12 protein-coding genes are annotated in these 13093 nt (G+C 72.5%); 6 read left to right on the top strand and 6 right to left on the bottom strand.

Annotation, left to right across the window (positions count from 1 at the left end):
* Positions 1-102: 102 nt before the first annotated feature.
* Entirely contained in the window at positions 103-765 is a 663-nt protein-coding gene (locus tag OG959_RS32045; protein WP_326664106.1) for a PadR family transcriptional regulator, read from the bottom strand.
* Positions 766-954: 189 nt separating this feature from the next.
* Here OG959_RS32045 and OG959_RS32040 point away from each other — a divergent pair, with 189 nt between their 5' ends.
* Both OG959_RS32040 and OG959_RS32035 read left to right on the top strand, forming a co-directional pair.
* Positions 955-1539: a sigma-70 family RNA polymerase sigma factor gene (locus OG959_RS32040; protein ID WP_326664104.1), complete on the top strand. Its 585-nt coding sequence runs from the start codon at positions 955-957 to the stop codon at positions 1537-1539.
* Positions 1536-2309 (top strand): anti-sigma factor, encoded by a 774-nt coding sequence (locus OG959_RS32035; RefSeq protein WP_326664102.1) that lies wholly within the window; start codon positions 1536-1538, stop codon positions 2307-2309. The genes OG959_RS32040 and OG959_RS32035 overlap by 4 nt, the downstream gene beginning before the upstream one ends.
* A 40-nt stretch (positions 2310-2349) precedes the next feature.
* On the opposite strand, the gene OG959_RS32030 is transcribed toward OG959_RS32035, so the two are convergent.
* From OG959_RS32030 to OG959_RS32010, 5 genes are read right to left on the bottom strand one after another with little or no spacing between them, the layout of a single operon-like run.
* Complete coding sequence (locus OG959_RS32030) at positions 2350-3150, bottom strand: DUF1295 domain-containing protein (protein ID WP_326664100.1); 801 nt, start codon at positions 3148-3150, stop codon at positions 2350-2352.
* Positions 3147-4514 carry a cyclopropane-fatty-acyl-phospholipid synthase family protein gene (locus tag OG959_RS32025; RefSeq protein ID WP_326664098.1) on the bottom strand — a complete coding sequence of 456 codons (1368 nt, stop codon included), beginning with the start codon at positions 4512-4514 and terminating at the stop codon, positions 3147-3149. Before OG959_RS32025 ends, OG959_RS32030 begins: the two co-directional genes overlap by 4 nt.
* Complete coding sequence (locus OG959_RS32020; RefSeq protein ID WP_442805672.1) at positions 4511-5794, bottom strand: class I SAM-dependent methyltransferase; 1284 nt, start codon at positions 5792-5794, stop codon at positions 4511-4513. The genes OG959_RS32025 and OG959_RS32020 overlap by 4 nt, the downstream gene beginning before the upstream one ends.
* 2 nt (positions 5795-5796) lie before the next feature.
* Entirely contained in the window at positions 5797-6522 is a 726-nt protein-coding gene (locus OG959_RS32015; RefSeq protein ID WP_326666758.1) for a DUF1365 domain-containing protein, read from the bottom strand.
* A complete protein-coding gene (locus OG959_RS32010) occupies positions 6516-7790 on the bottom strand; it encodes an NAD(P)/FAD-dependent oxidoreductase (RefSeq protein ID WP_326664096.1) in 1275 nt (424 codons plus the stop codon). The genes OG959_RS32015 and OG959_RS32010 overlap by 7 nt, the downstream gene beginning before the upstream one ends.
* Before the next feature lie 162 nt (positions 7791-7952).
* On the opposite strand from OG959_RS32010, the gene OG959_RS32005 reads away from it, so the two are divergent.
* From OG959_RS32005 to OG959_RS31990, 4 genes are all read left to right on the top strand, one after another.
* A complete protein-coding gene (locus tag OG959_RS32005; RefSeq protein ID WP_442805671.1) occupies positions 7953-9590 on the top strand; it encodes a sulfite oxidase in 1638 nt (545 codons plus the stop codon).
* A 104-nt stretch (positions 9591-9694) separates the two neighbouring features.
* Positions 9695-10345, top strand: a complete 651-nt coding sequence (locus OG959_RS32000; protein WP_326664094.1) for a fasciclin domain-containing protein — start codon at positions 9695-9697, stop codon at positions 10343-10345.
* Between the two features lie 154 nt (positions 10346-10499).
* The gene (locus OG959_RS31995; protein ID WP_326664093.1) at positions 10500-12035 is read left to right on the top strand and encodes an amino acid permease; all 1536 of its coding nucleotides are present in this window, start codon (positions 10500-10502) and stop codon (positions 12033-12035) included.
* 4 nt (positions 12036-12039) lie between these two features.
* Positions 12040-13029, top strand: a complete 990-nt coding sequence (locus OG959_RS31990; protein WP_326664091.1) for an ADP-ribosylglycohydrolase family protein — start codon at positions 12040-12042, stop codon at positions 13027-13029.
* The last annotated feature ends 64 nt before the right edge of the window (positions 13030-13093 follow it).

Raw genomic sequence — 13093 nt, 5'->3', positions numbered from 1 at the left:
TGGCGTGCCTTCACGGCTTGTCCGGTCCGGGGTTCGAGACCCCGGCGGGCGCTGCTCCAACAGCCCCCGCCGGGGTCTTCCTCTCTTGGTCCGCCCCTCCCGTCACACCTCGCGTTCGGGGTCGAGGACGATGTCCTGCTCGTCCAGCTCCTGCCAGTCCTGTGGCACCTCGCCGGTCTCGTGGAACGACTTCCATTCCTCGATGCCGCCGACGGTGGAGTCGGCGACCTCCTTGCGGAAGCCCTTGATCCACTCCAGCTGCGCCTCGATCATGTGGAGCTGGTACTCGGTCTCCACGACGAAGATCCGGGGCAGGGCGTCACTCAGCTGAGTGAGCACGCCCCGCAGCGCCGCGGCCCGGATGCTCTGCGCCGTCTCCCGGTCGAGCAGCAGCTCCGCCACCTCGTCCGGCGGCAGCACCGGAAGCAGCGACAGGGCCGTGTCGAAGACGGGGAACTCCGCCGCCGGAACCGCGATCAGGTCGGACAGCCAGTCCAGCATCTCGGCGCGCCCGGCCCCGGTGATGCCGTACAGCGTGCGCTCCGGGCGGTTGCCCTGCCGCTGCACGTCCGTGACCTCCACATAGCCGTGCTTCTCCAGGTTCTGGACCACGGTGTAGAGCGAGCCGAAGTTGATCTTGACGCTGTGTTCCTTGCCGCGTCGACGCAGGGTCTGGGCGATCTCATAGGGATGCATGGACCGCTCGGCGAGCAGCACCATCACCGTGAGCGCCAGCGGATTGCCGAGCTTGCGCCGCTTGGCCACCGCCCTCGCCCCCTCACCTCGTCGTCGAATACTCGTTGCCGAACATATCGCGAGCCCTGAGGACCCGTCAACCACGATATGTCGCGAATCGGGAAAGGCGTGGAAGGATCTCGCCCTCTGACCAATCCGCGCTGCCACCGGCTCCGAATCACCCCACGAGACCGATGAGCACCCTGGGAGGACGCCCGCGTGAAAGAAGCCGTGCACATCAGCGGACTGCCCTCGGCGGGACCTGATCTCCAGGAACTCCTGGGGAGGGTCGCCCGGGGCGATCAGGACGCCTTCTCCCAGGTGTACGAGGCGGTGTGCGGGCCCGTACTCGGACTGGTGCGCAGCGTGCTGCGTGACCCGGCCCAGTCCGAGGAGGTCGCGCAGGAGGTCCTGGTCGAGGTGTGGCGTACGGCGCCGCGCTTCCAGGCCGCCCGCGGGAGCGCCATGAACTGGGTGCTGACGCTGGCCCATCACCGGGCGGTGGACCGGGTCCGCTCGGTGGAGGCCACGACGGCCCGTGAGCACAAGGCCGCGCTGCTCGACCGCACTCCCGCGTTCGACGACGTCACCGAACAAGTGGAGACCCGGCTGGAGCGGGAGCAGGTCCGCCGCTGCATGCGGACGCTCTCCGAGCTGCAACGGGAGTCCGTCACCCTGGCGTACTACCGGGGACTGACCTACCGCGAGGTGGCGGAGCTGCTCGCCGCACCGCTCGGAACGATCAAGACTCGACTGCGCGACGGGCTGATCCGGCTGCGCGACTGCCTCGGGGTGAGCGCATGAGCGACGCCGGACTTCACACACTGACCGGGGCCTACGCCCTGCACGCCCTCCCGGAGCCCGAACGGCGGGAGTTCGAAAGGCATCTGGGCGACTGCGAGGCCTGCTCCGTGGAGGTCCACGAGCTCTCGGAGACCGCGACCCGGCTGGGGCTCGCCGTGTCCGCCGCGCCCCCGCGGGAGTTGCGCGAGCGGGTGCTGCGCGAGATCGCGACCGTACGTCAGGAGCCGCCGCCCGGTGGGCGCCGCACCCGGCCGGGGATCACCGGCCACCACGGCGCGGGCCGCACCCGGCGCTGGCCGGCGTTCGCGCTCGCCGCGAGCCTGGCCGCGGCGGCGGCCTTCGGCGGCGTCGCGGCCTGGCAGAACCAGGTGGCGCAGGACGCCCGGCAGGAGGCCCGCGCCGCGCAGGAGGAGAACGCGCAGCTCGTCCAGGTCCTCGCCGCCCCCGACGCGCAGTCACGGTCCGGCACCCTGAAGGACGGCGCGACGGGCACCGTGGTGGTCTCCGAGAGCCAGGACCGTGCCGTGTTCCTGGCCTCGGGACTGGCCGAGGCTCCGGGCGGCAAGGTCTACCAGCTGTGGTTCGACGACGACGGCACGATGCGCTCGGCGGGCCTGATGCGGGCGTCGGGCGACTCCCCCACGACGTACGCGACCCTGCTCGACGGGCCGGTGGACGGCGCCACGGGCATGGGAGTCACCGTCGAACCCGCGGGCGGCTCGGCGCAGCCGACGTCGGCCCCGCTGGCCCTGATGAGCCTGCCGGCCTGAGCGGGCCCGGCCTCCGGGGAGGAGGCCGGGCGGGGACGGCTCAGCGGCGCGGCGGGCGGGGCAGGAAGCCGCTGGTCCTGGCCCGGTAGGCGGCGAACCCGGGCCGCTCGGCCATGTGCCGTTCCAGGAGCGCCTTCCCGCTGCCGCCGATGAGCAGAAAGCTCATCAGGACGGGCGAGACCAGCGTGGCGGCGGCCGGCCCGGGAGCCTGGCACACGATCAGAAACAGGCCCCACCACACGCAGAAGTCGCCGAAGTAGTTCGGGTGCCGGGTCCACGCCCACAGTCCCCGGTCCATGATCTTCCCGCGGTTGGCCGGATCGGCCTTGAACCGGGCGAGCTGGTGGTCACCCACGCCCTCGAACAGCAGCCCGACGGCCCACAGCCCCGCCCCGGCCCAGGCCCAGCCCCCGACCGGTCCCGTCAGGTACCCGGCCGCCTGCACCGGGAGCGAGATCAGCCAGACCAGGGCGCCCTGGAGCAGGTAGACCTTCCGCAGGGCGTACAGATCGGGGTTGCCCGGCGCGTCGGCGAGCATCGCCTCGTAGCGCGGGTCCTCGCCGTGCCCCCGGCCCCGGCGGGCGATGTGCCCTGCCAGACGCAGCCCCCAGACCGCCGTGAGCACCGTGACCAGCAACCGTCGGCCGTCGTCGCCCTCACCCGCCGACAGGATGTACGAGACGAGCGCGACGACGGTGAACCCGATCCCCCAGGCGACGTCGACGACCCGGTGCACCCCCTTGTACAGGCCGACGGCGAAGGTGGCGAGCATGACGGCCAGGGCGGCACCCGCGCAGGGCGCGAGGCCCTGTGCGAACGCCGCCCACGAGAACCCGCTCATCCGGCGGCTCCGGCCGTCTCCCCGTGGCGGGCGGCAGGGACCTCGGTGGCGCCCGGGTACCAGCCGGCCCGGGTGGCCGGCATCCCGGCCGAACCGGTCGCGTCCGGCCGCACGGCGAGGATCTGGTCCACGCCCATGCGCCGCTCCTCGAAGGCGAGGGCGCCACCCGCCAGGTAGAGCCGCCACACCCGCACGGTCTCCTCGCCGACGAGCGCGGCGAACTCCGCCCGGCGCTCCTCCAGGGTGCGCCGCCACGCGTCGACGGTGAGGACGTAGTGCTCGCGCAGTCCGTCCACGTCACGCACTTCGAGTCCCGCGCCCTCCAGCAGCGCCACGGTCTCGCCGAGGGGCCGCATGTGCATGTCCGGCGCGATGTACGACTCGATGAACGCTCCGCCGCCCGGGGCCTCCCGCCCCCGCGACATCTGCTGGACGAGCACCCGGCCCCGCGGCCGCACCATGCCGTGCAGCGTCCCGGCGAAGCCCGGGTACTGCGCGTCGCCGACGTGCTCACCCATCTCGACGGTGGACACCGCGTCGTACCCTCCCTCGTGGCCGGGTGCGCGGCCGATGTCGCGGTAGTCGCAGCAGCGGACCTCGACCAGGTCCTCCAGGTGCTGTTCGGCCACCCGCTGCCGGACGTACGCCGCCTGTTCCCCGGCCAGGGTGACGGCGGTGACGCGGACGCCGTGCCGACGCGCGGCGTACAGCGTCAGCGACCCCCAGCCGCAGCCGATGTCCAGCAGCCGCGCGCCCGGGCGCAGGGCCAGCTTGCGGCAGATCAGTTCCAGTTTGTCGCGCTGCGCGTCGGCGGGACCGTAACCGGGTGCGTCGCTCGTCCAGTAGCCGCACGAGTAGGCCATGGTCTCGTCGAGGAGCAGCGCGTAGAAGGCGTTGGACAGGTCGTAGTGGTGGCTGATGGCGGCCCGGTCGCGGGCCTTGCTGTGCAGGACTCCGTGGAGTCCGGCCCGGGCGGCGGGGACCGGCGGCCTGGGGCCGACGGCCCCCATGCGCAGCGCGGTGCCGACGGCCCGCAGCCGGCCGCCGGCCCCGGGGCGCGGCGGGCGCAGGCCGCGCTCGCGCACCGCGTGGCGCATCGCCCGCAACCCGTCGGCGAGGTCCCCCTCGATGTCGATGTCCCCTGAGATGTACGCCTCGGCGAGACCGAGTTCGCCCGGTGCCCAGAGCAGCCGGCGCAGCGCCCGGCGCGAGCGGACGTGGACCAGGGGGCCGTCGGCGGCCCCCGTCTCGCTGCCGTCCCACATCCGTACCCTGACCGGGAGTTCACCGCCGAGCAGTTGCTCGACGAGGGGTTCGAGCCGCTGGGCGGCGCCGGTGGCCGCCCGCTTGCCGGTGAGTGTCATCGCGCCGTTTCCTGACGGGTCAGCAGCATCTGCTGCACATGGAGGTAGCCGGAGCGGAATCCCGCTTCGGAGTAGGCCAGGTAGAAGGTCCACATACGCCGGAAGGTGGCGTCGAAGCCGAGGGCGTCGACGTCGGCGGCCCGTTCCGTGAACCGTTCACGCCACAGGCGCAGCGTCTCGGCGTAGTGCGTGCCGAAGTCGTCGCAACGCTCGACGCGCAGGGTGGTGTGTGCGGCCGTGACCTCGTCGATGGCCTCGACGGAGGGGAGGAGTCCGCCGGGGAAGATGTACTTCTGGATCCAGGTGTAGGTGTTGCGGCCTGCCCGCATCCGGTCGTCGGGCATGGTGATGGCCTGGAGGGCGATCCGCCCGCCGGGGGCCAGCCGCCGGTCCAGTGTGCGGAAGTAGACGGGCCAGAAGTCCGCGCCGACCGCCTCGATCATCTCGACGCTGACGACCGCGTCGTACACCCCGTCGACGTCCCGGTAGTCGCAGAGCCGGACGTCCACGCGGTCCTCGAATCCGGCGTCCCTGATCCGCCGGCGTGCCAGGTCCCGCTGCTCCCGGGAGAGCGTGACGGAGACGACGCGGGCGCCCCGGGCCGCGGCACGGATGGCGAGTTCGCCCCATCCCGTACCGATCTCCAGGAGTTCGGTGCCGGGGCCGACCGCGGCGAGGTCGAGCAGCCGGTCGATCTTGCGGTGCTGGGCGGCGGGCAGCAGGGCGTGCTCGGCGGGGAAGCCGCGGAAGAGGGCGGCGGAGTAGCTGAGCGTTTCGTCGAGGAAGAGCGCGAAGAGTTCGTTGGACAGGTCGTAGTGGTGGCTGATGTTGTCGCGGGCGCCTTCCTGCGTGCCGAGCTGTCCGGCGGGGCGGCGGCGGGCCCAGATTCCGCGCAGCCGCTGGAGGGGCGGCGGGATCAGGGTGGCGACCTGGTCGGCGAGGACGGTCAGGACCCCCACCGGGTCGGGCGAGTCCCACTCACCCGCCATGTACGACTCCCCGAAGCCGATCAGGCCGTCGGCCCCGATACGGCGGAAGAACGTGCCGGGGTCGGTCACGTCCATCAGCGGGCCGCCGAGACCGAGGTCCTCGCGTCCCGCCAGGCGGACCCGGAGCGGGAGGCGGGCCAGGGCGCGGCGGACGAGCCGTTCGGCGACGGCGGTCCGCAGCCGGGAGGCGCGGGGCGGCGGCAGGAGGCCGGGCCCGCGGCCGGGGCCGACGCCCGTGGTGGTGTCCACGGGAGGCGGGGTGGAGGGGGACGGGGAGTGGGACGTGGACACGCTCACTGCATTCCTTCCTGGGTGCGGTGGTGGGGGCGGGGCTGTACGGGCAGTCCGCGCAGCAGGAGGCGGATGCCGTGCAACCGGATGGCGGCCGACACGACGGCCGTGGACCAGGGGTGGCGGACGGCGAGGCGGAGCAGTTCGGCCGGGTCGGCGGGCCTCCGGACGCCCCGGACGGTGGCGGTGAAGGGCCGGATGCCGGCCCGTTCAAGATGGACCGTCAGGCTGAGCCGGGAGCCGGGCTCGGGCAGCCGCATCCGGTAGTCGCCGTCGGTGTCGAAGAACGGCGACACATAGAACTCCTTGCCGGTGTCCGCCTGTCCGGAGCCGTCCGGTCGCAGCAGATAGCAGTGGCGTTCGCCGTAGGTGTTGTGGACCTCGGCGACCGTGCAGAGCGGGGTACCGTCGGCGCGGCGGCACCAGTAGACGGTCAGCGGGTTGAAGACGTGGCCCAGCACCCGGGCCTGGGTGAGCATCCGCACGGAGCCGTCGGCGATGGCGATGCCGTGGGCGGCCAGGAAGCGGTCGAGGCCGGCCCGGATGGTCGGGGCCGTACCGCCGAAGTGGTCGCGCGGGTCGAAGCCCGCCAGCGGGCGCAGGGCGCGGGGCAGCGGCGGGGGATCGTCGGGGTCGATCAGCCACAGGTAGGTGCGGTGCCGGAAGGCGTGTCTCCTGGGCGCGGTCCGTACGTGCGTGATCGTGCAGGGGTAGAGGGCGTTCACCAGTCCACCCCCAGCGCGGCGGCCGCCTCGGCCCCCGAGCGGCAGCCGTCCTCGTGGAAGCCCCAGCCGTGGTACGCCCCCGCGTAGGCGGTGACGGGGCCGGAGAGGGCGGGCAGCCGGGCCTGCGCGGCGACGGACCCGGGGGTGAAGACGGGGTGCTCGTAGACCATGCGGGCGCGGACCAGGCCGGGGGCGACGCGGTCGGCCCCGTTCAGCGTGACGACGAAGGTCTCGGGTGCGTCGAGGCGTTGGAGCCGGTTCATGTCGTAGCTGACGGTGACGTGGGCGGCGTCGGCGGAGCAGGACGGCATCAGGTAGTTCCAGGAGGCGCGGGCCCCGCGGGCGCCGGGCAGCAGCCGGGTGTCGGTGTGCAGCAGGGTGGGGTTGCGGGAGTAGCGGAAGGCGCCCAGGGTGCGGGTCTCCTCGTCGGTCGGGTCGGCGAGGACGCGCAGCGCCTGGTCGGGGTGGGTGGCGATGACGACGGAGTCGAACGGCTCCGTGGTGTCGTCGGCGGTGACGAGGTCGACGCCGTCCGCGTGACGGCGCACGGTACGGACCGGGGTCGAGGTGCGGACGGCATCGAGTTGCTTGGTGACCCGGTCAACGTAGGCGGCCGATCCTCCGGTGACGGTCCGCCACACCGGGGAGCCGCCGACGCCGAGCATCCCGTGGTGGTCGAGGAAGCGGAAGAGGTATCGGGCGGGGTAGCGCATCGCGGTCACCGGGTCGCAGGACCAGACCGCGGAGACCACGGGGGTGAGGAAATGGGCGGTGAAGTACGGGGTGAACCTGCCGCGTGCCGCGAAGTCGCCGAGCGTCATCGTGTCCGCGTCCGGGCCGCCGTCCGCCAGCAGGCGCCGGGCGGCCCGGTGGAAGCGGGGCACGGCGGCCAGCATCCGCAGATAGGCGGGGTCGCGGACCGTTGCCGGCCGGGCAAGGAGACCGGCCGGGCCGCGGGCGCCCGCGTACTCCAGGCCGCATCCCTCGCACCGAACGGACATGCTCATCTCCGACTCCTGTGTCGGGACGGCGAGTTCCGCGAAGAGCCGCAGCAGATGCGGATAGGTGCGCCGGTTGTGCACGATGAAGCCGGAGTCCACGCGGTGGACCCGGCCGTCGGACGCGGGCAGGTCGTGGGTGTGCGCGTGGCCGCCCACCCGGTCGTCCGCCTCGAACAGCGTCACGTCATGTGCCCTGCGCAGGATGTGGGCGGCGGTCAGTCCCGCCACCCCGCTCCCCACGACGGCCGTGCGTCGCCGCCCGTCTGTCATCGCGCCCTCCTCGGCTCACCGGCGCCGGCCGCTCCTCGTTCCGTCACGAAGGAGCGTCGATGCCTTTCGGTAGTGGTTCGTTGCCGGTGGCGCCGCGGATTGGCGCGGGCCGATTCTCATTCGGTCGAGTGACAGACCAATCCGCCCAGCTTCGGGGAACGAATGCCGGTTGTGAGTGAAGATCAGAACGACACGCGGAACGGGGCCCAGGGGTCCCGGCGGTCCCGCTGGGCACGTGCGGCCTTCGCCGCGCTCAGCGGTGTGATCGCCGGGTTCTGCGCCCTGGCCGTCGCCGAGCTCGTCGCGGCGGTCGTACGTCCCGAGGCGGGCCCGGTCGCGGCGGTGGGCGGTGCGGTGATCGACCGCACTCCCCCGGCGCTCAAGGACTTCGCCGTACGGAACTTCGGCACGAACGACAAGCTGGTGCTGCAACTCGGCATCCTGGCCCTGCTGGCGGTCTTCGCCATGGCGGTCGGGGTGCTGGCGGTGCACCGCCGGCTGATCGGCTCGGCGGCCGTCCTGGTCTTCGGGGTGGTCGGGGCAGTCGCGGCGATCGGCCGGCCGGAGGGCCGGGTGTCCGACGCGCTGCCCTCGGTGGTGGGTGCCGTGGTGGCCGCAGGAGTGCTGTATCTCCTGGCCGGACGGCTGGCCCCGGTTCCGGGCCCCTCCCCCGCGGCTGGCGGGAGGGACACGGAGCCGGACCACGGCACCTTCGACCGGCGGCGCTTCGTCATCGCGGCGAGCGCCGCGGCGGCGGCCTCGGCGGGCGCCGGACTGCTGGGACGGCGGCTCACCTCGGCCGTGCAGGCCGGGGCCGCCGCCTCACGGCGTGACCTGGTCCTGCCCGTGCCCGTGTCCGCGGCGCCGGCCGTGCCCGCGGGGGCCGATCTGGGGATCCGCGGACTGAGCTCGTTCGTCACCCCGAACAAGAGCTTCTACCGGGTGGACACGGCGCTGGTCGTGCCGCGCGTCGATGCCGACGAGTGGCGGCTGAGGATCCACGGCAAGGGCGTGAAGAGGCCCTTGACGCTCAGCTTCCAGGACCTGCTGCGCCGGGAGATCATCGAGCGCGACATCACCCTGACCTGCGTCTCCAACGAGGTGGGCGGACCGTACGTCGGCAACGCCCGGTGGATCGGCGTGCGGCTGGCCGATCTGCTGCGGGAGGCCGGGGTGAAGCCCCCGTCCCGGGGCGGAACCGCCGACCAGATCGTGGCGCGTTCGGTGGACGGCATGACGATCGGCACTCCGGTCGAGGACGTCATGGACGGCCGCGACGCGATGCTCGCCCTCGGCATGAACGGCGAGCCGCTGCCCTTCGAGCACGGCTTCCCGGTCCGGATGGTCGTCCCCGGCCTGTACGGATACGTGTCGGCCTGCAAGTGGCTGAAGGACATCGAGCTCACCACGTTCGACGACTACGACGCCTACTGGGTCAAGCGGTCCTGGTCCCGGCAGGCGCCCATCAAGACCGAGTCCCGCATCGACACCCCCCGCCCCTTCGCCTCCCCGAAGGCCGGCACCATCCCGGTCGCCGGGGTCGCCTGGGCCCAGCACCGCGGCATCCAGCGGGTCGAGGTCCGGGTCGACGGCGGCCCGTGGAACACCGCGCGGCTGGCTGCCGAGGACAGCCGGGACACCTGGCGGCAGTGGGTGTGGCAATGGCCGGCCACCTCCGGCAGCCACACCCTGGAGGTCCGCGCGACGGACCGCGCCGGCGCCACCCAGACCGAAGAACGTGTCGGCACCGTACCCAACGGTGCGACCGGCTGGCACTCCGTGGTGGTCGACGTGTCCTGAACGGGCGTTGCCGGCGCGTTCCCCGCACACCGGCCCACCTCGCACACCCCGAACCCATCACTGAACGTGACACATCCGTCACACATCCACAACAGGAGAACATCATGAAGGTCATCCACGCCCGTCGCGCCGCCGTCGCACTCTCCGCCGCGATCGTCCTGCCACTGGCTCTGACGGCCTGCTCCAGCGACTCCGACGACAGCACGTCCGGCTCCTCCGCCAGTTCGGCGAAGGCCTCGGACAAGGCATCGGAGCCCGCCGGCGACGCGACGCCCATGAACGAGCCCTTCGGTCCGGCCTGTTCGACGGTGCCGAAGGACGGCGCCGGCTCCTTCGACGGCATGGCGAAGGACCCGGTCGCCACGGCCGCCTCGAACAACCCGGCGCTCTCCACCCTCGTCACCGCGGTGAAGAAGGCCGGTCTGGTCGACACCCTGAACAACGCGCAGAACATCACGGTGTTCGCCCCGACCAACGACGCGTTCGCCAAGGTCCCGAAGGCCGACCTGGACAAGCTGCTCGCCGACAAGGCCGCGCTCACCAAGGTCCTCACCTACCACGTGGTGGGCCAGAAGCTGACGCCGAAGCAGCTGGAGAAGGGATCCTTCGACACGCTGGAGAAGAGCGAGCTGACGACGTCCGGTTCGGACATGGCGTACACCGTCAACGACTCCTCGAAGGTCGTCTGCGGCAACGTCCAGACCGCCAACGCGACGGTCTACATCGTCGACACGGTGCTGATGCCCGCCAAGTAGCGGCCCTCCTGCGCGGGGCCCGCGGCCACTCCCCCGGCAACCCGCCGCAGGGCGTGAGCACTTCGGCCCCGTGCGGACACGGCCTCGTCACGCCCCGGAAACAGCGCGTCCCTAATTTCTGTCGCCCGACAGGAAATCGGCGACAGGGGCTGACATGACCGCCACCGCACCAACGGACGTACGACCGGATCCCGCCGGAACCGGCCAGGGCGACCACGCCTCCCTGGCCGGTTTCGGCTACCGCCAGGAGCTGCACCGGTCCATGGGGCGTTACGCCTCGTTCGCGGCCGGCTTCTCCTTCATCTCCGTTCTGACCACCGTCTTCCAGTTCTTCGCGTTCGGCTTCTCCTTCGGCGGCGCAGCCTTCTTCTGGACCTGGCCGGCCGTGCTGGTGGGCCAGTTGCTGGTCGCCGCCTGTTTCGCCGAACTCGCCGCCCGCTATCCGCTGTCCGGCGCGATCTACCAGTGGTCGACCCGGCTCAGCACGCCCGCGTTCGGCTGGTACGCCGGGTGGATCATGGTGATCGGGCAGATCGTCGTGGTCGCCGCCGCGGCGCTTGCCCTCCAGGTGGTCCTGCCGGCCATCTGGTCCGGTTTTCAGCTGGTGGACGGGGACCCGGCGCCCACCACGGCGACGGGCGCGGCCAACGCCGCGCTGCTGGCCGTGGCACTCCTGGCCCTCACGACGACGGTGAACCTGCTCGACAACAAGGTCATGTCGGCGGTCAACCGGATCGGCGTGACGGCCGAGATCATCGGCGCGGTACTCATCCTGGTCCTCCTGTTCACCCACACCGAGCGCACCCCCGGAGTCACGCTGCACACCGGCGGTCAGGGCGGCGCCCTCGGGGCGCTGCTCGTCGGTTCGTTCACCGCGGCCTACGTCCTGATCGGCTTCGACAGCGCCGGCGAGATGAGCGAGGAGACCCGTTCCCCGCGCCGCACCGCCCCGCGCACGATCCTGCTCGCGCTGGCCTCGGCGGGGGTGCTCGGCGGGCTGCTGGTCCTCGCGGGCATCCTGGCCGCACCGGACCTGACCGACGGCCGGCTGGCCACGGAAGGCCTGTCGTACGTGCTGACCAGCAGCCTCGGGGACGGCGTCGGCCGGATGCTGCTCGCCGATGTGGCGGTCGCCGTCGCGGTGGCCACGCTCGCCATCCAGACGGCCGGTTCACGGATGCTGTTCTCGATGGCGCGCGACGGGGTGCTGCCCTGCTCTTCCCGGCTCGCCAAGGTCTCACCGCGCACCGGGATGCCCGCCGCACCGGCCCTGTTCGTCGGCGCGGCGGCCGCGGCGCTCGGACTGCTGAACCTGGCCTCACCGGAGGCGTTCCTGGCGATCGGCACCACGTGCATCGCGATGCTGTACCTGGCGTACGCGATGGTCACGGGCCCGATGCTGCTGCGCAGGCTGCGCCGCCTCCCGCTCTCCCCCGCCACCGGCCCGCTGCACGACGAGACGGGCGAACCCCTCTTCTCGCTCGGCCGCTGGGGCCTGCCGGTGAACGCACTGGCCTTCGTGTACGGAGCGGTGATGACCGTCAACCTGGCCTGGCCGCGGGCCGCGGTGTACGACCCGGCGGGCGGGCACTGGTACTTCCAGTGGTTCACGGTCCTCTTCCTGACGGCCACGGTGCTGCTCGGGGCCGTATATCGCGCGTACGCGAAGCGGCCGGCCTCCGTACGCTGACCGGATGAACTCCCTGAGCAGGCAGGACCGGGTGGCGGGCGCGGTGGTCGGATCGGCGGTCGGCGACGCGCTGGGCGCGCCGTTCGAGTTCGGACCGGCCGGCGTCTACACCGCCCGTTTCCCGGACGGCACCGGCACGATGTGCGGCGGTGGCGGCTGGGATCCGGGCGAGGCCACGGACGACACACAGATGGCCGTGCTGGTCGGGGAGTCCCTGCTGGAGCGCGGCGGCCTCGACCTGCCCGACCTCTTCGACCGGTTCCGGCGGTGGGCGGCCGGCGATCCGAAGGACATCGGCCTCCAGACGGAGGCCGTACTGACCGGCGGCGATCCGTGGGACCTCGCGGCGGCACTGCATTTCCAGATCAACGGCCGGGCGGCGGGCAACGGTTCGCTGATGCGCGCCGCCACGTCCGCCGTGTACTTCGCCGGGCCGCGGCGGCCGGACGCGGACGCCCGGGCCGCGACCATGGACGCGGCCCGCCGGATCGCCGCCCTGACGCACGGCGACCGCGCGGCCTGGGAGGGCACCGCCGTCCTGCACGAACTGATCCGGGTCGCGCTGAACGGGGCCGACCCGCTCGCCGCCGTCCCGGAGGCGCTCGCCGACGTACACCCGGATCACCGGGAGCGCTGGGCGGCCGTCCTGGCACCGGACTGGCATCCGGACCGGGCGACCGAGTTCAACGGCGCGGTGTGGCCCTGCCTGGGCACGGCGCTGTGGGCGCTGCGCACGACGCGTTCGTACGAGGCCTCGCTGGCCTCGGCGATCGACGTGGGCGGCGACACCGACACCGTGGCGGCGGTGACCGGGGCGCTGGCGGGTGCGGTGTACGGGCTCGATTCGATCCCGTCGCGCTGGACGGGTCCGCTGCATGTCCCGCTGCCGGGGTACGGCGCCCGGGTGCTGCGTACACCGGAGCTGATCTCGCTGGCCCGGCGGCTGGACGACCGGTGCGCGGATGCGGATCCTGCGGAGATTCAGCTGCCTTGAACCTACACATAAGAGGCATATAAGAGCACAATGGCAGAGCAGACCGCTTGCCGCACACAGCGGC

The organism is Streptomyces sp. NBC_00385, assembly GCF_035917155.1.
Taxonomy (GTDB): domain Bacteria; phylum Actinomycetota; class Actinomycetes; order Streptomycetales; family Streptomycetaceae; genus Streptomyces; species Streptomyces poriferorum.
Note: the sequence above shows the minus strand (reverse complement) of the source record. Positions and strands in the feature narration are given on the sequence as shown.